Source organism: Anaerobacillus sp. 1_MG-2023, from assembly GCF_030547345.1.
Taxonomy (GTDB): Bacteria; Bacillota; Bacilli; order Bacillales; family Guptibacillaceae; genus Guptibacillus; species Guptibacillus hwajinpoensis_B.
Window position 1 is genome coordinate 20,784 of record NZ_JAUORD010000020.1, and the last position, 21,848, is coordinate 42,631.

19 protein-coding genes and 2 tRNA genes are annotated in these 21,848 nt (G+C 40.9%); all 21 read left to right on the plus strand.

Features of this window, described 5'->3' with window-relative positions; genetic code table 11:
* Nucleotides 1-21: 21 nt before the first annotated feature.
* Nucleotides 22-972: a ribose-phosphate diphosphokinase gene (locus Q4550_RS21865; protein ID WP_194222596.1), complete on the plus strand. Its 951-nt coding sequence runs from the start codon at nucleotides 22-24 to the stop codon at nucleotides 970-972.
* Between the two features lie 76 nt (nucleotides 973-1,048).
* Complete coding sequence (locus Q4550_RS21870; protein WP_303536048.1) at nucleotides 1,049-1,699, plus strand: 50S ribosomal protein L25/general stress protein Ctc; 651 nt, start codon at nucleotides 1,049-1,051, stop codon at nucleotides 1,697-1,699.
* 121 nt (nucleotides 1,700-1,820) lie between these two features.
* Complete coding sequence (gene pth, locus Q4550_RS21875) at nucleotides 1,821-2,378, plus strand: aminoacyl-tRNA hydrolase (protein WP_303536050.1); 558 nt, start codon at nucleotides 1,821-1,823, stop codon at nucleotides 2,376-2,378.
* A gap of 57 nt (nucleotides 2,379-2,435) precedes the next feature.
* Nucleotides 2,436-2,666, plus strand: coding sequence for an anti-sigma-F factor Fin (fin, locus tag Q4550_RS21880; protein WP_283153210.1), 231 nt, complete (start codon nucleotides 2,436-2,438; stop codon nucleotides 2,664-2,666).
* Nucleotides 2,667-2,898: 232 nt separating this feature from the next.
* On the plus strand, nucleotides 2,899-6,432 hold the full coding sequence (gene mfd / locus Q4550_RS21885; protein WP_303536051.1) for a transcription-repair coupling factor: 3,534 nt from the start codon (nucleotides 2,899-2,901) through the stop codon (nucleotides 6,430-6,432).
* A 151-nt stretch (nucleotides 6,433-6,583) separates the two neighbouring features.
* Nucleotides 6,584-7,114 carry a stage V sporulation protein T gene (gene spoVT / locus Q4550_RS21890; protein ID WP_194222601.1) on the plus strand — a complete coding sequence of 177 codons (531 nt, stop codon included), beginning with the start codon at nucleotides 6,584-6,586 and terminating at the stop codon, nucleotides 7,112-7,114.
* 124 nt (nucleotides 7,115-7,238) lie between these two features.
* Complete coding sequence (locus tag Q4550_RS21895; RefSeq protein ID WP_303536054.1) at nucleotides 7,239-8,831, plus strand: putative polysaccharide biosynthesis protein; 1,593 nt, start codon at nucleotides 7,239-7,241, stop codon at nucleotides 8,829-8,831.
* 3 nt (nucleotides 8,832-8,834) lie between these two features.
* On the plus strand, nucleotides 8,835-10,289 hold the full coding sequence (gene yabN, locus Q4550_RS21900; protein WP_303536056.1) for a bifunctional methyltransferase/pyrophosphohydrolase YabN: 1,455 nt from the start codon (nucleotides 8,835-8,837) through the stop codon (nucleotides 10,287-10,289).
* Nucleotides 10,290-10,307: 18 nt separating this feature from the next.
* Nucleotides 10,308-10,568: an RNA-binding S4 domain-containing protein gene (locus Q4550_RS21905; protein ID WP_194222604.1), complete on the plus strand. Its 261-nt coding sequence runs from the start codon at nucleotides 10,308-10,310 to the stop codon at nucleotides 10,566-10,568.
* Between the two features lie 162 nt (nucleotides 10,569-10,730).
* On the plus strand, nucleotides 10,731-11,039 hold the full coding sequence (gene yabP, locus Q4550_RS21910) for a sporulation protein YabP (protein WP_303536059.1): 309 nt from the start codon (nucleotides 10,731-10,733) through the stop codon (nucleotides 11,037-11,039).
* A complete protein-coding gene (yabQ, locus tag Q4550_RS21915; protein WP_194222606.1) occupies nucleotides 11,036-11,626 on the plus strand; it encodes a spore cortex biosynthesis protein YabQ in 591 nt (196 codons plus the stop codon). The genes yabP and yabQ overlap by 4 nt, the downstream gene beginning before the upstream one ends.
* A gap of 12 nt (nucleotides 11,627-11,638) precedes the next feature.
* A complete protein-coding gene (locus Q4550_RS21920; RefSeq protein ID WP_303536062.1) occupies nucleotides 11,639-12,022 on the plus strand; it encodes an FtsB family cell division protein in 384 nt (127 codons plus the stop codon).
* A gap of 74 nt (nucleotides 12,023-12,096) precedes the next feature.
* Nucleotides 12,097-12,582, plus strand: coding sequence for a S1 domain-containing RNA-binding protein (locus tag Q4550_RS21925; RefSeq protein ID WP_303536064.1), 486 nt, complete (start codon nucleotides 12,097-12,099; stop codon nucleotides 12,580-12,582).
* Nucleotides 12,583-12,854: 272 nt separating this feature from the next.
* Nucleotides 12,855-12,931, plus strand: a tRNA-Met gene (locus Q4550_RS21930).
* A 12-nt stretch (nucleotides 12,932-12,943) separates the two neighbouring features.
* Nucleotides 12,944-13,018 (plus strand) — tRNA-Glu (locus Q4550_RS21935).
* 490 nt (nucleotides 13,019-13,508) lie between these two features.
* On the plus strand, nucleotides 13,509-15,968 hold the full coding sequence (spoIIE, locus tag Q4550_RS21940; RefSeq protein WP_303536066.1) for a stage II sporulation protein E: 2,460 nt from the start codon (nucleotides 13,509-13,511) through the stop codon (nucleotides 15,966-15,968).
* A gap of 60 nt (nucleotides 15,969-16,028) precedes the next feature.
* Nucleotides 16,029-16,760, plus strand: coding sequence for a vWA domain-containing protein (locus Q4550_RS21945; protein WP_226616863.1), 732 nt, complete (start codon nucleotides 16,029-16,031; stop codon nucleotides 16,758-16,760).
* Nucleotides 16,729-17,706 carry a serine/threonine protein kinase gene (locus Q4550_RS21950; protein ID WP_303536069.1) on the plus strand — a complete coding sequence of 326 codons (978 nt, stop codon included), beginning with the start codon at nucleotides 16,729-16,731 and terminating at the stop codon, nucleotides 17,704-17,706. The genes Q4550_RS21945 and Q4550_RS21950 overlap by 32 nt, the downstream gene beginning before the upstream one ends.
* Nucleotides 17,707-17,808: 102 nt before the next feature.
* On the plus strand, nucleotides 17,809-19,194 hold the full coding sequence (tilS, locus tag Q4550_RS21955; protein ID WP_303536071.1) for a tRNA lysidine(34) synthetase TilS: 1,386 nt from the start codon (nucleotides 17,809-17,811) through the stop codon (nucleotides 19,192-19,194).
* Between the two features lie 21 nt (nucleotides 19,195-19,215).
* Nucleotides 19,216-19,755 carry a hypoxanthine phosphoribosyltransferase gene (hpt, locus tag Q4550_RS21960; RefSeq protein WP_098445932.1) on the plus strand — a complete coding sequence of 180 codons (540 nt, stop codon included), beginning with the start codon at nucleotides 19,216-19,218 and terminating at the stop codon, nucleotides 19,753-19,755.
* Between the two features lie 70 nt (nucleotides 19,756-19,825).
* The gene (gene ftsH, locus Q4550_RS21965) at nucleotides 19,826-21,760 is read left to right on the plus strand and encodes an ATP-dependent zinc metalloprotease FtsH (RefSeq protein WP_194222613.1); all 1,935 of its coding nucleotides are present in this window, start codon (nucleotides 19,826-19,828) and stop codon (nucleotides 21,758-21,760) included.
* The last annotated feature ends 88 nt before the right edge of the window (nucleotides 21,761-21,848 follow it).

Genomic DNA, 21,848 nt, shown 5'->3' on the forward strand with positions numbered 1-21,848 from the left:
TTAATGGAGGGGTACCGGCCAATGGCTAATTATTTAGATCCAAACTTGAAAGTGTTTAGTTTAAACTCGAATCCTGATCTTGCAGAAGAGATCGTAGAACATATTGGTGTTCCGATGGGGAAATGTTCTGTTGTTCGCTTTAGCGATGGGGAAATCCAGATTAACATTGAAGAGAGTATTCGTGGGTGTGACGTTTACGTAATCCAATCAACTTGTGCTCCAGTAAACGAAAACATTATGGAGCTTCTTATCATGATTGATGCGCTAAAGAGAGCCTCAGCTAAAACAATTAATATTGTACTCCCTTATTATGGATATGCACGTCAGGATCGTAAAGCAAGGTCTCGTGAACCCATTACGGCGAAATTAGTTGCAAACTTACTTGAAGTTGCTGGAGTAACTCGACTCATTACACTCGATCTTCATGCTTCTCAGATTCAAGGATTCTTTGACATTCCTGTTGATCAATTAATGGGGGTTCCGACTCTCGCTAAACACTTTGAAGAAAAGAACCTTGAAGATATTGTTGTCGTATCTCCAGACCATGGCGGTGTAACTCGTGCTCGCAAGCTTGCTGAGCGACTAAAGGCACCAATTGCTATTATTGATAAGCGTCGTCCACGTCCAAATGTAGCAGAGGTCATGAATATTGTAGGTAATATTGAAGGAAAAACGGCAATCATTATTGACGACATTATTGATACGGCCGGTACAATTACCTTAGCAGCCAATGCATTGATCGAAAATGGAGCGACAGAAGTATTTGCATGCTGTACGCACCCTGTTTTATCAGGACCAGCTATTGAACGCATCGATCAATCTAAAATTAAGGAACTTGCTATCACAAATACGATTCCGCTTCCGCATGATAAGCAAATCGATAAAATCACACAACTATCTGTTGCACCTCTTCTTGGTGAAGCAATCATCCGTGTTCATGAGCAACTTTCTGTAAGTAAATTATTTGATTAAATAAATTATGTTTATTGCCTCGTGATTATGGGTATCCATATAGAAGAGTAAAACCTAATCAGGAAGGTGATTTCAAATGGCAGCAACATTAAAAGCATTAGATCGTAATACGAAAAAAAGAAGTGAACTTAGAACATTACGCGAAACAGAAGAAGGTCTTCCGGCTGTTCTTTACGGTAAAGACCGCAAAAGCGCACCGGTACAGGTTGACGCTTTAGAGTTCATTAAAGTATATCGTCAGGTCGGAAAAAACGGCGTTATTGAATTGAACTTTGAAGGACAGGGCACTTATCCAGTCATGGTTTACGACATGCAAGTCGACCCAATCAAGAATCAAGTTCTTCACGTAGACTTCTATTCAGTTGACCTTAACAAGGAAGTTGAAGCAGAGGTTCCAGTTCATTTGACTGGCGAAGCTGCAGGTAGCAAAGAGGGTGGCGTTGTTCAGCAAATGCTTCACGAGATTCTCGTAAAAGCGAAGCCGAACGATTTCCCTGATAGCATCGACGTTAGTATTGCTGAACTTAACATTGGAGATGCTATTCAAGCGGGAGATCTTCCAAAAGGAGATAAATACGAAATTCTTTTAGACGCTGAAGAGCCAATTGCTTCAATTGTTCCTCCGACGGAAGAACCTGCTGAAGACGAAGAAGAAGCTGATGAAGTGGCTGAAGAGCCACCAGCAGATCAAGAAAAAACTAATGATGAAACAACGAAAACCGAATAAACTTCGAAGACGTAACCGAACGGGTTACGTCTTTTTTTCAAGATAATGAGCTAACAGGTGAATAAGTGGTCGCATTTTTGATAGGATAGAATAAAAGTAATGAAAGGTAGGGCGTCAGCTGTTGAAATTAATTGTAGGCCTCGGTAATCCGGGGAAGAAATTTGATAATACAAGACATAATGTAGGATTCATGGCTATTGATCAGCTATCGAAAGACTTAGGCATATCTTTAGATCAGAAGAAATTTCAGGGGATCTATGGGAAAGGTGTAGTAAACGGAGAAGTAGTGTACCTCTTAAAACCGCAAACATATATGAACTTGTCAGGTGAATCGGTACGTCCTTTGATGGAATACTTTAATATTGAAGTGAATGATTTGTTAGTCATTTACGATGATTTGGACCTTCCTACTGGTAAAGTGAGAATTCGTCAAAAAGGTAGCGCTGGCGGTCACAATGGGATGAAGTCAATTATCACACACATTCATACTCAAGATTTTAAGAGAGTGCGTATAGGAATTGATCGTTCTGCCAGACAGTCCGTCATTGACTACGTTCTAAAGCCATTCTCTAAAGAAGAGGCAGAGCCAATTCAGCTTGCCATTGAACAGACGGTCAAAGCTTGTGAAGCGTGGACAACAACGTCTTTCCCAGAAGTAATGAATCAATATAACACGTGAATATCCTTCTATTCTCCCGTCCATACTAGTAAAAGTTAGGAACAGGGAGGATCTGTTATGGATATTCATTACGTATGTCGTCACTGTAGAGCTGAGATTGGAAGACTGTCACAGATGAACCACACAGCTGATGAACTCGGATTTCAGCAGCTCACTGAAGAGGAGCGGCAAGCAATGGTTCATTACCACCACGATGGTACAATTGAAGTGAAAGCCATTTGTGAAGATTGTCATGAAGCTATGGAGCGTACGCCTTCTTTTCATGAGCTTGATACATTTATTCAGTAAGAAGCTTTGGGAGTTCGTCCAAAGCATTTTTGCGTTAACAGAATGATTATAAAGATTAGTTTGTGTTATAGAATATAAATTTAAGAGAAGTCTAGCTTCAGTGCCAGGTCCCATGGGCTGCTTCGCCTTTTTCAAAACAATCAAGATCTGTTTTGACTAATTGGTGGAAGCGCTTCTTGGGACTACATGTGCGCTTGCGCTTTTCAGAGTGAGAGGGGAGAATAACCTACCGATGTTAGGCTTAAGAGAATATTTTAGTAAGGGCGATGAATTCCAGTCCGTTTTTACCGGGGTGAAAGAGGGTCTTAAAGAACAACTTGTTGCAGGGCTAGCTGGTTCTGCTCGGATGTTCCTAATGGCTTCTCTCTATCATGAAACAAAGCGCCCCCAGCTGATTATTACCCATAATTTATATCAAGCTCAAAAGCTATATGAAGACATGTGTGAGCTTGTTTCACCAGACGAAGTTTACTTATACCCAGTTAATGAACTCATTTCTTCGGAAATCGCGATTGCTAGCCCGGAATTAAGAGGGCAGCGAATGGAAGCTTTAAATTATTGGATGAAAAATAACAATGGTATTGTGATTGCCCCGATCTCGGGGGTAAGAAGATATTTACCACCGAAGAGTATCTGGGAAAGAAGTCAGATTTCGTTTGCAGTAGGCGACGATATTCCTTTAGATGAAACACTCGCTACTTTTGTAGCGATGGGTTATGAACGAGTACCAATGGTATCTTCACCGGGGGAGTTCAGTGTGCGTGGTGGTATCATAGATATTTATCCATTGACTGAAAATAGCCCAATACGAATTGAGTTATTTGATACCGAAGTTGATTCGATTCGATTTTTTGACATCGAGTCTCAGCGCTCTGCTAACAAAACAGAACGAATTACGATTGGGCCAGCAGACGAAGTTGTTTTATTCCCTGAGCACTATAAAAAAGGGGCAGAACGTCTTCAAAAAGAACTTCAGAGTTCCTTAAAGAAAGTGAAGGATCAGAAAGTAAAAGAAGCAATGCATGAAAACATTACTTACGAAATTGATCAATTGAAAAACCAGCAAAATTTCCAGGGTGTTATCAAATACATGGACTTTTATTACGATCAACCTGCGAGTTTGCTAGACTATTTACCCGAAGATGGTTTGGTCGTTTTTGATGAAGTGAGTCGCATTCAGGAAATGTCAACTGATCTGGATAAGGAAGAAGCAGAATGGCAAACAGCTCTTCTCAATCAAGGAGAGATTGTCTCGTCTGTTTCCCTATCGAGATCTTATGATACGTTATTCTCGAAGCCTGTACACTCAACTATCTATTTATCAATTTTCTTACGACATGTTCCTTATACTAATCCTGAGAATATCATTAATGCTTCAAGTAAAGCGATGCAAAATTTCCATGGTCAGATGAAAGTATTAAGTACTGAGATTGAACGATGGAAGAAAAGCGGTATGGCGATTGTCTTTCTTGCAGCAACGGAAGAAAGACGTAAACGACTTGAACGTGTACTAGAGGATTATGAGATTAATGCGATGATGGTCGAACAAGATACGCCGATCTCTCATCAACAGCCACAAATATTAATCGGAAGTCTTAATGGTGGATTTGAACTGCCGATGCAGAAACTAGCCGTTCTAACAGAGGCGGAAGTGTTTACGAAGCAGTCGAAAAAACCGCGCCGTTCTCAAAAGATGTCTAATGCGGAGCGAATCAAGAGTTATTCAGAACTAAAAGTAGGCGATTATATCGTTCACGTGAATCATGGGATAGGAAAGTACCTCGGTATTCGAACCCTTGAAGTGAGTGGTATTCACAAGGATTATCTGTATGTGAGCTACGCTGGTAATGACAACCTGTATGTACCAGTTGAACAAATTGATCAGGTGATGAAGTACGTTGGATCTGAAGGGAAAGAACCAAAGCTATATAAGCTTGGTGGAACAGAGTGGAAGAAAGTTAAACGTAAAGTACAATCTTCCGTTGAAGATATTGCAGACGATTTAATTAAATTGTATGCAGAACGTGAAGCAAGCGTTGGTCACAGCTTTGAGAAAGATACGGAAGAGCAAAGAGAATTTGAAGCTGCCTTCCCTTATCAAGAAACAGACGACCAGCTTAGAGCCATTCAAGAAATTAAAGAGGATATGGAAAAAACACGTCCGATGGATCGATTACTTTGTGGAGATGTTGGTTACGGTAAGACAGAAGTCAGTATCCGTGCCGCTTTTAAAGCTATAATGGACGGAAAGCAAGTAGCCTTGCTTGTTCCAACTACAATTCTAGCTCAGCAGCATTTTGCTACGATTCAAGAGCGTTTTGCAGATCACCCGATTAACATTGGCTTATTAAGTCGTTTTCGCTCACGTAAGGAGCAAAATGAGACGTTAAAAGGATTAAAAAATGGGACCGTTGATATTGTTATTGGTACGCACCGTCTTTTATCAAAGGACGTCACCTATAACGAGCTTGGATTACTTATTGTGGATGAAGAACAGCGGTTTGGAGTAACACATAAAGAGAAAATTAAAAAGTTAAAAGCGAATGTCGATGTGCTTACTCTTACTGCAACGCCAATTCCACGAACGCTTCATATGTCGATGTTAGGTGTGAGGGACCTATCCGTAATCGAGACTCCGCCTGAGAATCGCTTCCCGGTTCAAACGTATGTGGTTGAATATAGCGGCACCCTTGTACGAGAAGCAATTGAAAGAGAGCTTGCTCGAGGGGGACAGGTCTATTTTCTTTATAATCGAGTGGAATCAATTGAATATATGACAGACCAAATTCGTACACTAGTGCCTGAAGCAAGAGTCAGTTTTGCACACGGTCAAATGACTGAGACGGAGCTTGAGTCTGTGATGATTGATTTTCTTGATGGGAATTACGATGTTCTTGTAAGTACAACGATTATTGAAACAGGCGTTGATATTCCGAATGTCAATACACTGCTCGTATATGATGGGGATAAAATGGGGCTTTCTCAGCTCTATCAACTACGTGGTCGCGTTGGGCGTTCCAACCGAGTAGCTTATGCTTATATTACTTATCAACGGGATAAGGTTTTAACCGAAGTAGCGGAAAAACGTCTTCAAGCGATTAAGGAATTTACTGAGCTAGGTTCTGGATTTAAAATTGCGATGCGAGATCTTTCAATTCGAGGTGCTGGTAACCTTCTAGGTGCGGAGCAGCATGGATTTATTGATTCAGTTGGTTTTGATTTATATTCTCAAATGTTAAAAGATGCCATCGAAGAAAGAAAAGGTGATGCATCGAAAGAGAAGGCATTTAACGTTGAAATTGACCTTGAAGTAGATGCCTATATTCCTGGTACGTATATTAACGATGAGAAACAGAAAATCGATATGTATAAACGTTTCCGATCAATTGAATCGTTGAAAGATATTATGGACTTACAAGATGAAATGATGGATCGCTTCGGTGATTTTCCTGAAGAAGTGGGCTATCTTTTCCAAGTCTCCCGCATGAAAGAGATTGCCAAAGAAGTTAAGGTTGAGAAAGTTGGCCGAAGTAAAAAAGATATTCAACTTCTATTCCATGAATCGGCTCGAGAGGCGATTGGTGGGGAAACAATTTTTGAAGTAGCGAATGAATTTGGAAATAAGTTAGCTTTAGGAGCAGATGGAAATAAAGTGAAGGTAACGGTGAAAGGAAGAGGTCTTGATACAAAAGCTCACCTACAGCTTGTTGAGAAAGTCTTAAAGAAAGTGAAGCAAGCAGTAAAACAGCCAATGAATGCGAATTAAAGTCGATTTTGGATGAATCTCATAATTTTGACAGGTTTGTGAATAGAACTGATACCTCGAAAGGATACTAATGGAAACATATTGTAGAACAAACAATAGTAAAAGTGATTGGAGCAATCACCTACAACTTCCAGAAAGTGAGGCAACTTAGATGAAAGCAACAGGTATCGTTCGTCGTATTGATGATTTGGGTCGTGTTGTCATTCCGAAAGAAATTCGCAGAACCCTCAGGATTAGAGAAGGAGATCCATTAGAAATTTTTGTTGATCGCGAAGGGGAAGTTATTCTTAAGAAGTATTCTCCCATTAGTGAACTAGGTGACTTTGCCAAAGAGTATGCCGAGTCTCTTGCAGAACATTCGGGACACATTGCTCTCATATCTGACCGAGATGTCTATATTACAGCTGCAGGTGGCCCAAAGAAAGAGTATTTGAACAAAAGCATTGGCGATTCTGTAGAAAAAGCAATGAATGAGCGAAGAAGTTTATTGAACGAAAGTAAGTCAGAGCTCATTGAAGGTGTTCCTGTTGATACAGGTCACGTGATAGCTCCAATTATAGCGAATGGCGATCCAATTGGTACGGTGATTCTACTTGCAAAAGAAGATGAAAAAGTGACTGAATTGGAACAAAAGCTGTCTGAAACGGCAGCAGGTTTCCTTGCAAGACAAATGGAACAATAAGTATAGAAGAAAATGGAGGCCAATGCCTCCATTTTCTTCGTTTTATGAAGCTTGAAAAGTTTCCCATTTTTATTCATGTGATATAATTCGTACATAAACTGGTACTTTCATTTGGCAGGTGTATATGACAAAAGAAGAAAATCAAAAAGGATTTTGGCAAGGCGCGCTTCTGCTAACTGCAGTAGCTCTTTTTATGAAAGTTCTCAGCGTCGGCTATCGAATTCCTTATCAAAATATAACTGGTGACATCGGTTTTTATGTGTATCAACAAATCTATCCATTTTACTCAATCGCAATAATACTTGCTACATATGGGTTTCCGGTCGTAATCTCCCGACTTATTTCAGAAGAAATTGCAAAAAGTGAGTATGAGAAGGCTGAGGAGCTTTCACGGTATAGCTTTTACGTGCTTGTGATTCTAGGCATTACAGGCTTTATTTTGCTCTATACAGGTGCGCCAGCCGTGGCGGCTTTAATGGAGGATCGAAATTTAATTGGTCCTCTGCGAATGACGGCATTTTCATTTCTTATTATGCCTGGCATTGCTTCAATCAGAGGTTTTTTTCAGGGACAGGAAAATGTGGTACCTACTGCATGGTCTCAAGTGACAGAACAATCGATTCGTGTTATCGCTATTCTTGCTATCTCAATTGGTCTTGTAGCGGGCGGAGCGGATGCATATGCGACTGGTACAGGTGCAGCGCTAGGGTCAATATTAGGGGGAGTCGCTGCGCTATTGCTTCTTGTAGTGCTTCGATTTAAGAACCGAGTAGCTAAAATAACGAAAATCAAATTTGAGTCTTTTCAGTTCATTGGTATTGCGCGTAGGCTCCTAACAGAAGGTACGTTAATTTGTGTAAGTGCGCTTGTATTGGTGCTATTTCAGTTAATGGATGCTTTAACGATTGTGCCGGGATTAACTGAGCATGGTCTTTCTTCTTTAGAAGCTCGTGAAATGAAAGGGGTATTTGATCGAGGACAGCCATTAATGCAGGTCGGTACCGTTCTGGCCACATCTCTCTCATTATCGATTGTCCCAGTCATTTCTAAAGCGGCTGCAGAGAATAATGAGATATTGATTCGCGAAAAAGCAGCTCTTGCTCTTAAAGTGAGCTTTGTAATAGGGCTTGCTGCTGCTGCGGGGTTGGCCATTATTATGAGTGAGACAAACATGATGTTATTTAAAGATCAATCCCTTTCTGCTACGCTCAGTATCCTTGCCGTTGCAATCTTTTTTAGTTCGCTTAGCATGACGGCAGCAGGTGTTTTGCAAGGAGTGGGCTTAGCGAGAAACGCTGCTCGGTATGCTGGAATTGGAATACTAGTTAAGGGATTGTTAAACCTTGTGCTAATCCCGCTTATCGGTATTAATGGGGCGGCAGTGGCCACGGTTTTTGGCTTTGTCGTTGTCGCTACGCTCGCCATTCTTGCCGTATATTACAAAGTAGGGCTTCTCCAGTACCAATTTCATGTAGGGCGTGCAGTAACAGCCGTTATGTTCATGAGTGCAGCTGTAATCATTCTGCAACTATTTATCCCCTCCTTCCTTTCTAGGGGGCTTTCAAGTGTTTCAGCACTTGGAGGCGCGTTGCTCGGAGGCATCGTTTTTGGGTTTGCAACATTAGCGCTGCGGGTGTTTACAGAGAAAGAATTAATGCAATTGCCAAAAGGAGAAATTATTACGATCTATCAAAATAAATTACGGAGAGGGGCATAAGCAATGCCACGTATAACAATTGTAGGAACTGGAGCGGGAGATCTCAGTCAGCTTTCACTAGGAAGTTACCGCATGCTTCAGTCAGCTGAACGGATATTTGCTAGGACGCTTGATCACCCCGTTCTTAGGGAATTGATGGATGATGGGCTATCGATGACAGGGTTTGATGAGGTATATGAAGCGAATGAATCTTTCGAGGAGACTTATCGAACCATTGTTAATCAGCTGTTTCATGAAGCACAAAAAGGATCGCTTGTTTACGCAGTACCTGGTCATCCAATGATGGCTGAAGCAACCGTGCAGCTCCTGTTGGAAGAACAATCTCAGCATGGTGTTGAAGTGACTGTTGCTGGAGGCCAAAGCTTTCTTGATGCGCTTTTTACTGCAGTTCAAATCGATCCTATTGAAGGTTGTCAAATTCTAGATGCCACGCGTTTTACAAGGTCTGAGGTTCAGGTACGTAATCACTTAATCTTTGTCCAAGTTTATGATCAATTTACAGCATCGAGTGTAAAACTCACATTAATGGAGCTCTTACCTGACGATTATGAAATTACTGTACTGCAAGCAGCGGGAAGTCGGGATGAGAAAATCGTCTCTGTTCCGCTTTTTGAATTAGATCGTTCGATGGAAGTAAATAATTTAACCGCTGTCTATGTTCCTCCAGTAAAAGAAGAAAAGCTTCTCTACCAGGATTTCGGATGGTTACGAAATGTGGTTGCAACACTGCGAGGACCTGGGGGCTGTCCGTGGGATAGGAAGCAGACGCATGAGTCTCTCAAAAAATATTTGATTGAAGAAGCCTATGAAGTATTAGAAGCTATTGATGATCAAGATGAAGAGCATCTCGCAGAAGAGCTTGGTGATGTGCTGCTTCAAGTTATGCTTCATGCCCAGATAGGTGAAGATGAAGGTATGTTTTCTGTGGATGATGTGATTCATAAGCTAAACGACAAATTAATACGGAGGCATCCACACGTATTCGGCGACGAAAATGTGCAAACAGCCGAAGAAGTAGCTGGTGTTTGGAAGCGAGTGAAAGAAGAAGAAAAGAAAATTGCACCATCACAGTTTGACCAGGTACCAAAAGGGCTTCCAGGTCTCATGCGCGCCAATGAAATCCAGAAGGCTGCTGCGAAAGTCGGATTTGACTGGGACGAAGTTGAACCGATTTGGGCAAAGATTTATGAGGAACTAGCCGAATTTAAAGAAGCTGTAAATGAAAAATCTTTTGATGATCGAGAAGACGAATTAGGCGATTTAGTGTTTGCTGTCGTCAATTTAGCTCGGTACTATAAAGTTGATCCGGAAGTGGCGATCCATCGCACGAATCATAAATTCTTCTCGCGTTTTCAATATATTGAGAATCGGGTAAAGGAAAAGGGACTTGAGATCGAGAATTTATCACTTGAGGAACTTGATCACTTCTGGGATGAGGCAAAAGAAAAAGGAATTTAATAGGGAGCGTTGAAACAAATGAGATTAGATAAATTTCTGAAAGTATCACGTTTAATTAAACGTCGTTCAATCGCTAAAGAAATTTGTGATAAAGGACGAATTGAAGTGAATGGAAATAAAGCAAAAGCTGGAACAAATGTGAAGGCCGGCGACGAACTGGTGATTTCTTTTGGTCATAAGAAAGTGACGGCTCGCGTTGATGAAATTAAAGAAACAACGAAGAAAGAAGAAGCTAGCAATATGTTTACCATTTTAAAAGAAGAAGCTGCAGGTGAATAAAAAAAGATCCGAGAGGGTCTTTTTTTATTGATGATCATTTTGAAATTCTCTTCTAAATGAGAAGGGGATGGGCTCCTTTTTGAATCGTTTAAACCATCAGAACAGCTTGTTCTAAATGATCTCTTCTTCTCATAGACATGTATCGAGAAGAGGAGGAGAGCGATGGATAATTATTATGAATATGGCACATATGATAAGGCTTCTAACCCCCCTGAGCATGATTTAGTTATGAAGTCGCGAAAGTCGCTTGAAATTACAGGTGTGAAGCACGTAGATAGCTTCGATAATGAAGAATTTCTTCTAGAAACAGCAATGGGATTTCTTGCGATCAGAGGGCAGCATTTGAAAATGAAAAATTTAAATGTCGAGCAAGGTCGTGTTTCGATCGAAGGGAAAATCTTTGACCTTAGTTATCTCGATCATCACGAAGGGGAAAAAGCTAAAGGTTTCTTTAGCAAGCTGTTCAAATGACGCTAACGGTGCAATTTTATACGATGGTTGCCATGGTGGCTATGGGGGTGTGGCTTGGTATAGCCATGGATACCTATAGCCGTTTTCTTCATCCAGATAGAAGTAAAAGTTTGTGGCTTTATGCGAACGATATCGTTTTCTGGTTGCTACAAGGGCTGATTATCTTTTATGTTCTCTATCTTGTTAACGAGGGTGAATTACGATTTTATGTCTTTTTGGCCATATTATGTGGTTATGCAGCATATCGGTCCCTTTTTCAACCGTTATATCGCCGTTTACTTGAACGAATCATTCTAATAACTATTGCTATTATTCGTTTTGTGAAGTCTTTATTTATTTATCTTATTTATCAGCCGATAAGGTTCATATTGAAAGTTGTATTTAGCTTATGTATGATGATAGTGAGTATTATGACAACCATTTTTTGGTTTATCTTTAAGTTTTTTTGGGTACCGTTAAAGTGGGGATCTTCGTTGATCTGGCGATTAATACCACAATCGGTACAAATGCCACTAATAAAATTAGCAGGAGTTGCCGATAAAATAAAGAACTACATATACCATTGGTTAACTAAAATACGAAAGTGAGGAGGGAAAAGCTTGGTTACTGCGAATAAGCGTAAGCCTAAAGTTACGGAAGTGCATTCGGAATATCATCAAGAGAAACAGCTACAGGACAAAGTGAAAGAACGAAGAAAGAGAGGTCTTGTACGGCGTCTGACGGCCTTCGCGGTAGCTGCTTTAGCCATAGCTATTCTATTCATCTCCGTATTCACTTCACAGGCAGCAACGATCGAAGAAAAAAACTTACAGCAAAAGCAGGCTGAAGAAGAATTAACGAAACTGAAAGAACAGGAAAAATATTTAACGGAAGAAATTGAGAAACTTAATGACCTTGATTATATTGGTGAATTGGCAAGAAGAGACTACTTTATGTCAAAACCCGGAGAGACAATCTTTAAGCTTCCTTCTTCCTCAAATTGACACGTTGTTTTTTGAAGGGGTATAATTAGCGTACGACTGATCTTTTAAAGATTCTAAGGAGGAGCTTTTTTTACATGGCAATCGAAGTAGGCAGCAAGTTACAGGGAAAGGTAACAGGTATTACAAATTTTGGCGCGTTTGTTGAACTACCAGACGGCAAAACAGGTCTCGTTCACATTAGTGAAGTTGCAGACAATTATGTTAAGGACATTAATGATTTTCTTTCAGTTGGCGATCAGGTTGAGGTAAAAGTCATCCAGGTTGAAAACGACGGTAAAATTGGTTTATCGATTAAGAAAGCAAAAGATCGACCTGCTCCTGAGCGTCCTCAGGGCCGTCCACAAGGTCGCCCTCAAGGTGGCGGAGGCCGTCCACAAGGCGGTGGAAGATCTGGAGGCGGTGGTTTTAAAGGTAAGCCACGCGGTGGTGGCGGACGTCCACCGGTAGAGTCATTTGAGGATAAGATGAGTAAGTTCCTTAAAGACAGTGAAGACCGCCTTTCAACTTTGAAGAAACAAACAGAGTCAAAACGCGGTGGTCGCGGCGCTCGTCGCGGCTAGGGCTTGTTGTCTACTATTTATATTCTATAACAAACCAGGCATGCATTCGCATGCCTGGTTTGTTATATGTGAAGATGTATTCCCTGTCATCTCAGTAAATGTTTTTGGTTAATTTTCTTAAGTAAGTTACAGTATAGGATTATACGAAATGAATCTTTTATAGTTTCTGAAGAAGATTATAAGATTTTTATGCAAATATATTAAAAAGAAGTTGACACAAACTTTCTCGCAATGTATTATATATCTTGTGCTTAAGAAAGCAACAGTCTTATGGCGGTGTAGCTCAGCTGGCTAGAGCGTACGGTTCATACCCGTGAGGTCGGGGGTTCGATCCCCTCCGCCGCTACCATTTTTATTAATTGGCCCGTTGGTCAAGTGGTTAAGACACCGCCCTTTCACGGCGGTATCACGGGTTCGAATCCCGTACGGGTCACCACTTATTAGTAATAACTATTCATTTGAATGTTAGTTATATACATAGTCTGCTAAAAAACACCCTGCATTTTATTAATGCAGGGTGTTTTTTTGTCTTGTCTTTCATGATTTTACTATGAGTTCTAGGATTCATAGTGAAAACAAACGTTATTACTACTCTTTTATCGGTTTTATGAGAGTTTCTTTTCTTTTTTATCTTTAACATTTCGACCTTTTATTTCTAGTTGCTTTTTTAGATAGAAAAGCATGAAAAAGCTTTATCTTTCTAATGAAAATTCACACTCTCCTATATTATAGATCGTTCCACTTGTTTACAGGTTTCTTGTTCTGTCTACAAGTGATTGACAAGCTTCACTGAAAGAAGTCGAGAAGTTTATATCATACCTGTTCTTTTTTTGACAAAAAGCGAATTTCTATTGTGTTTTAATGATTAACACAAACTGCTTCAAGCAGATCGGTGAAAAAAAGAATGAAAGAAAGCAGGTGGGGGAATGCAAAGCGAACTAGTGATGGAAAGGTCAAAATCGAAGATGGGCAAATGGATTCACGGAACAAAGAGTCGGATAGAAACGATTCTATTCCAGCGAGGTCTTCTGCTTTTTGTGATTGGGTTCCTACTTGGACGAGCTGTCATCCTTACTCAGGTTACTCCTTTCGCTATTCCTTTTTTTGGCGCAGTATTCTTCCTGAGACGAGAACGTGCACCTATGATTATCGTTGCTTTATTAGCTGGAGCGGTATCAACGGCTAATTTGCAGAATACAGCATTTATAATGTGTGGCATTCTTGTTTTTCTATTCATTAATCGTTTTGTGAAGTTATCTTCCCTTTCTCTTGTTAAGACGTTACCCATACTTGTGTTCTCAACGAGTATGTTGGGACGTCTGATCCTAAGTTTACTTACTGAACGTTCATTAGCTAACACTAATTGGATCCTAGCAGCAGTTGAAGGTGCTCTTGGAATGATACTAACCATTATTTTTATTCAGAGTATACCGGTATTATCTATTAAGAAAAGAACACAGGCTCTAAAAAATGAAGAGATCATTAGTTTTATCATTTTATTAGCAACGATGTTAACCGGAACAATAGGTTGGGTTGTATATGGTTTCTCAATTGAAAATATCCTTTCTCGGTATCTCGTATTAATTTTCGCATATGTAGGTGGAGCAGCGATTGGCTCAACAGTTGGCGTGGTTACTGGCTTGATACTGGCCCTCGCTAATGTAGCCAGTCTTTATCAGATGAGTATGCTTGCGTTTTCGGGATTATTAGGAGGGTTATTGAAAGACGGTAGAAAAGTTGGAGTTGGTATGGGTTTACTGATCGGTACGTTATTAATCGCTTTATATGGGAGTGGTCCTGAGTTTCTATATCCTAATCTGATGGAGTCTGTGATTGCCGTATTACTCTTTTTCTTCACACCATCTAAAGTTACTTCTCAGCTTTCTAAATATATACCAGGAACGGTGGAACATGCGAATGAGCAGCAACAATACTTAAGAAAAGTACGCGACGTTACAGCCAATCGCGTCGAGCAGTTTTCAAGCTTATTTCAGGCTCTGTCGAGTAGCTTTACAGATGCCGACCTTCAAGGTGATGAACAGTCAGAGCGCGAAGTTGATTATTTTTTAAGTCATGTTACAGAAAAGACTTGTCAAAATTGTTTTAAGAAAGAAACGTGCTGGGCGAAGAACTTCGATGCTACCTATGGGTATATGACAGGAATAATGGAGGAACTGGAACAAACGGCAGAATTGACTAATTATAGTCTGAAGAGAGACTTCGATAAGCACTGCATTAAGGCAAATAAGGTGATTGATCTTATTGGAAAGGAGATGAGTCACTATCACGCCAATCGAATGTTAAAAAAACAAGTTCGTGAAAGCCGGAAGATCGTTGCGGATCAATTGCGTGGAGTGTCGCATGTTATGGGGGATTTCGCAAAAGAAATACAAAAAGAACGTGATAATCTCCACCAACAAGAAGAGCAAATCATGGATGCCATTCAAAGTATGGGTCTGGAAGTAGGACAGGTGGAAATCTACAGCCTAGAAGAGGGGAACGTCGACATTGAAATGAAGATACCTGCCTGCGGAGGGAGAGGAGAAGGAGAAAAGGTCATCGCTCCAATGCTGTCAGATATTCTAAAGGAAAACATCGTCGTGAAAAAAGAAGTGTGTGCAGAACATGAGCACGACACATGTCACCTTTACTTTGGATCAGCTAAAGATTTCGTGATTGAAACAGGCGTAGCAAATGCAGCGAAAGGAGGAGCTTGGATATCTGGAGACAGTCATTCTACGATTGAGCTAGGTGCAGGCAAATATGCTATTGCGATAAGTGACGGAATGGGCAATGGAGAAAGAGCGCATCAGGAAAGCACGGAAACCATTCAACTCCTTCAAAAAATTCTTCATTCAGGAATTGATGAGACGGTGGCGATTAAATCGGTTAACTCTGTTCTATCTTTACGAAATACCGACGAAATATTCTCAACACTTGATTTAGCTATGATTGACTTACAGGATGCTTCAGCCAAGTTTCTTAAAATCGGATCAATTCCAAGCTTTATAAAAAGAGGCGATCGAGTCATGATGGTGGAATCTGGTAATCTACCGATGGGGATTATTCCAGAATTTGATGTAGAGGTCGTAAGTGAACAATTGAAAGCTGGGGATCTCTTGATTATGATGAGCGACGGTATTTATGAAGGGGTTAAAAATATAGAGAATCCGGAGTTCTGGATGAAGCGGAAAATTAGAGAGCTTTCAACAGATAAGCCACAAGAAATCGCAGACCTCATCATGGAAGAAGTAATTAGAACGGAGTATGGCAGAATTGATGATGACATGACGATTGTAGTGGCAAGAATAAAACGTAATGTGCCTAAATGGTCAACTATTCCAATCTATTCAGCTCCTTCATTCAGGAAGAAAAAAGCGCAGTAGGTAAGTATAAACTCTCCTCCTAAAGGCGATGCTTGTAACAGCAAAAAAGGAGGAGTAGAGATGAAGAAAGGAACGCTAAGACAGATTCTATTAATCACAGACGGATGTTCAAATCAGGGGGAAGATCCGGTTGCAATGGCGGCTCTTGCACGGGAGCATGGAATGACAGTGAATGTAATTGGCGTGCTAGACGAAAACGAGCGGACAGATCATGGTCTAAAAGAAATTGAGAATATTGCTTTATCTGGCGGGGGCATCCACCAGCTTGTTTATGCTAAGCAGCTATCGCATACGGTGCAAATGGTTACACGTAAAGCGATGACCCAGACGATTCAAGGATTCATTCATAAAGAATTGCAATCGATCTTGGGTAGCGAAAAAGAAATAGAAGATTTACCACCTGACAAACGGGGGCAGGTCGTGGAAGTGGTCGATGAACTGGGGGAAACGATGGATCTCGAAGTGTTAATTATGATCGATACAAGTGCGAGTATGCAGCATAAACTTCCTACGGTAGAAGATGCCCTTCTTGATCTTTCAATTAGCCTTCATTCAAGAATCGGTGAAAACGAATATTCTCTATATGCATTTCCCGGGAAACGAAAGCAAGTAGAACGTCTAATGGAATGGACGCCAATGTTGAAAGATATTCATACCATTTTTCCAAAGCTGACATCTGGCGGTATTACGCCAACAGGTCCGGCATTAAAAGAAGCGATCGAAGCTTATCAGAAAAAACGCTCAAAGAGAGGGCTGTTAGATGACGGGTACTTCGAAGAATCAGGCAGCTAATGTTCCTCGTGGAACAAGAATAAGAGGGAAATGGAATCAGCAAAGCTACCAAATTATGAGGAAATTAGGTAGCGGGGCACTTGGTACAGTATACTTAGCTGACTCTGAAAAGGGGCGAGTCGCATTAAAATTAGGTACTGATAGTATGTCCATCACGTCAGAAGTGAATGTTCTAAAACAGCTTTCGGTGGTCCAGGGAACAGTTCTTGGGCCGTTTTTCTATGAGGTGGATGACTGGGAGATAAACGGGAAGCGTTATTCTTTTTATGTGATGGAATATATTGATGGTGAACCTCTTTTTACTTTCATTGAACGTAGAGGAAAAGAATGGATTGGGATCTTGATGCTTCAATTGCTCCGTGATCTTTCAGCCCTTCATAAAGAAGGCTGGGTTTTTGGTGATCTGAAACCAGACAATCTTCTAGTAGAAGGATCGCCTCCAACTATGAGGTGGCTTGATGTGGGAGGGACGACTTCAATGGGAAGATCAGTGAAGGAGTTTACGGAGTTTTTCGATCGAGGATACTGGGGACTTGGCAACCGAGTAGCAGAGCCGTCGTATGATTTATTTTCTGTAGCTATGATCGTAATGAATGCCGCTTACCCTAAGCGGTTTGACCGTCCTAAGAAAGACTCAGAAACCTATTTGCTCAATAAAATAGAACAAAGTCATCTGCTTAGGGAGTATAAGCCAATTCTTCGAAAGGCCCTACTAGGGAAGTATACACATGCTCAAGATATGCGACAGGAGCTTTTTTCCCTACTGCAAGGAGATAAGTCAAAGGTCCGTAAACGACCAGAAGCACCTTCTAACTCAAGGGTAGCCTCAAGGCAGAAGCCTCCAAAACGTGTGAAACAAAAGGGCTCAAAATGGATTGAAACCGTACTAATAGTTGCTTTTCTTCTATTCTTCTATACTTTATACTTAGTTGGTCATGTTTTTTAACAGAGCCTATATAAAAGAAAGGTTTGAAAAAGACGTGGTTGGGTTATTAGTACTAAAATGAATTGCTGTTTATCGAGACAGTGAGTGAGAGGAAGACAGAGTTTGTTGCAAGATGTCGAACGTTTTATCCATAAGCATGATTTAATCAAACATGGGGATACACTAGTTATTGGAGTTTCTGGAGGACCAGACTCTGTTGCGCTACTTCACTACTTAGTAAGTATTGCTCCCAGGTTAAAATTATCAATTGTTGCCGCGCATGTGGACCATAGTTTACGGGGAAAGGGATCTGCTGAAGACTTAGCGTTTGTGGAGAGCTATTGTGAACAAGAAGGGATCATCTTTGAAGCTTCTACGGTAGATGTGAATGCCTACAAAAAGGAGCGAAACCTCTCTACACAAGTTGCAGCACGAGATTGCCGCTATGATTTTTTTCGAAAAGTAATGGAAAAACATCATGCTAGCGCCCTGGCCCTTGCTCACCACGGAGACGATCAGATTGAAACAATGCTTATGCGACAGGTTCACGGTAGCTCAAGTTCTGGACTTACTGGGATGCCGGTCCAACGTCCCTTCTCAACTGGAAAAATCATTCGTCCGTTTCTATGCGTTACAAAGGAGCATCTCGTGAACTATTGTAAGGAGCATTTACTTGGGTATAGGCTCGATCCATCTAATGAGAGCAATCAATATATGAGGAATCGGTTTCGGAATCATGTGCTACCTTTTCTTAAGGAAGAAAACCCCAATGTCCATATAAGATACCAATTATATAGCGAGCGAGCTCAAAGTGACGAAGCATTTTTAATGGATTTAGCTAAGAGATATCTCGATGAAGTGATCATCGATCAAAATGACAAATTTGTGAAGATGGATAACAAGGCGTATGATTGCCTTCCTATTCCTTTACAAAGAAGAGTGATTCATCTAATATTAAATTATCTTTATACAGGCAATGCTCCTTTTTCTTCTATACATATTGAGGATTTGCGGTTAATGCTCGATTCTGAGCACCCTTCTGCTTCCCTTAATCTACCCCTGGAACTGAGGGCGGTAAAATCTTATACCACCTGTTATTTTTCTTTTGAAACCTTTTTGCAACCAGAACCGTATAAGTATCATCTCCCTTTATGGGGTGCTGTCGAAACGCCACTTGGAACGATTACGGCCGTTCCAGTTAACGACGTTCCGCAACACCTGACAAGTGATGATCTTATTATTGAGGAGCAATTGCTTCCTGCGGTTGTACGCTCCAGGCGTCCTGGTGATCGAATTCAGCCAAAAGGCATGATAGGAACGAAAAAGGTAAAAGATATTTTTATCGACCGTAAAATAGACCGTTCAGAACGCGATGTATGGCCAATCGTTGAGGATGTGATGGGCCACACAATCTGGGTCGCTGGAGTAACTCGTTCTGAAAAGGCAACACTGTCTGCAAAAAAGAATCAGCTCGTGCACGTGCACTATGAGAAAAAAACACTTACATAGGTTGGGAGGGCAATACCACTGATGTTGAATGAAATTCAAGAAACACTAATTAGTGAAGAACAGATTCAAGAGAAATGCCGCGAGTTAGGGAAACGGCTTTCAGACGAATACGAGGATCGCTTTCCGCTTGTAATTGGCGTCCTTAAAGGTGCAATGCCTTTCATGGGTGACTTAACAAAGCGTATGACTTGTCATCTTGAGATGGACTTTATGGACGTATCAAGTTATGGCAATTCAACCGTTTCTTCTGGTGAAGTAAAGATAATTAAAGATCTTGATACTTCCGTAGAAGGACGAGACGTTCTTATTCTCGAAGATATTATAGATAGTGGGTTAACGCTTAGCTATTTGATCGACCTTCTAAAATACCGTAAAGCAAAGTCGATTAAGATTGTAACGCTTCTAGATAAGCCTACTGGAAGAAAAGTTGATTTAAAGCCGGATGTCGCAGGATTTATCGTACCTGATGAGTTTGTAGTCGGATACGGTCTTGACTTCGCTGAAAGGTATCGTAATCTTCCGTTTATCGGGATTCTTAAACCCGAGATTTATCAAGGTTAATTTGTTGTAGTCAGTTGTGCCAGTATGGTAAGATAATCTATGGTTTCCTGTTCGTGGGAGGAGGTAAGGAATGAATCGTATCTTCCGAAATACAATATTTTATTTGTTAATATTCCTCGTCGTAGTAGGTGTTGTCAGTTTCTTTAACGGAACAAATAATGACACGAATGTCCTCGATTACGGCGAATTTCAGTCCAAATTGAATAATGGTGAGATTCAAGAGTTAACGTTACAACCTGAGCGCGGGGTTTACACTGTCACTGGTCAATTAGCTGGTGGTGATGAAGACAGCGAAGATGCTAATACATTCGTAACGAATGTACCTGACTCAGAGAAAGCTGTAGAGAATATCTTAACTGCAGCTGACGAAGGAATTGTAGAATTAACGACAGAACCAGCCCCTGAACAAAGCGGGTGGGTAACATTTTTAACAAGTATCATTCCTTTCGTTATTATCTTCATTCTGTTCTTCTTCCTACTTAACCAGGCTCAAGGCGGCGGTGGCCGTGTCATGAACTTTGGTAAGAGTAAAGCGAAGTTATACAGCGAAGAGAAAAAGAAAGTTACATTTAAAGACGTAGCTGGTGCTGATGAAGAGAAGCAAGAGCTTGTCGAGGTCGTTGAATTTTTGAAGGATCCTCGTAAGTTTGCTGCAGTTGGGGCCCGTATTCCAAAGGGTGTTCTATTAGTAGGACCTCCGGGTACAGGTAAAACGTTGCTTGCACGAGCAGTTGCTGGTGAAGCAGGCGTTCCATTCTTCTCAATTTCTGGTTCTGATTTCGTAGAAATGTTCGTTGGTGTCGGTGCATCTCGTGTACGTGACCTATTCGAAAATGCGAAGAAGAACGCACCTTGTATTATCTTTATTGATGAGATCGATGCAGTTGGTCGTCAACGTGGAGCAGGTCTTGGTGGCGGTCACGATGAGCGTGAACAGACGCTTAACCAACTTCTCGTTGAAATGGATGGTTTTAGTGCAAACGAAGGTATCATTATCGTTGCAGCAACAAACCGTCCTGACATACTTGACCCGGCACTTCTTCGTCCAGGACGTTTTGACCGTCAAATTCCGGTAAACCGTCCCGATGTGAACGGTCGTGAAGCTGTCCTTCAAGTACATGCACGTAACAAACCGTTAAGCGATGAAGTTGATTTGAAAACGATCGCTATGCGTACTCCAGGATTCTCTGGTGCAGACCTTGAGAACTTATTGAATGAAGCTGCGCTTGTAGCCGCTCGTCATAACAAGAAAAAGGTTGATATGAATGATATCGACGAAGCAACTGACCGAGTTATTGCTGGTCCTGCTAAGAAAAGCCGCGTGATCTCTGAAAAAGAGAAAAATATCGTTGCTTATCACGAAGCGGGTCATACAATTATCGGTACACAACTTGATAATGCAGATATTGTTCATAAGGTTACGATTGTTCCACGCGGACAAGCTGGTGGTTATGCCGTAACGCTTCCTAAAGAAGACCGCTACTTAATGACTAAGCCTGAATTGGTTGATAAAATCATTGGTTTACTTGGTGGACGCGTTGCAGAAGAAATTACATTCGGTGAAGCAAGTACCGGAGCAAGTAATGACTTTCAACGTGCAACAGCCATTGCACGTAGTATGGTTACGGAATATGGTATGAGTGAAAAGCTAGGTCCGATGCAGTTTGGATCAGGTTCAGGAGGAAACGTCTTCCTTGGACGTGATATTCAAAATGAACAGAACTATAGTGATTCATTCGCCAATGAAATTGATCTTGAAGTTCAAAAAATCATTAAATCAGCTTATGAACGCTGTCGTGAAATACTCCTTGAAAATCAGGATAAGTTAAACCTTGTCGCTGAAACGCTTAAGGATATTGAAACTCTCGATGCTGAACAAATTCGTTCTCTTGTTGAAGATGGAAAACTTCCTGAAGGTCACCATGCAACTGGTACCTCTGAAGATGTGAAAGTTAACATCTCTAAAAAGGAAGATAAGCCTGAAACAGATGAAGAACAAGAATAAATATGATTGAAAGCAGGATGTCTCAAGGACGTCCTGCTTTTTTATTTAAAATAAATGCTTGTTTTTTGTGAAATCCATATGGATAGTA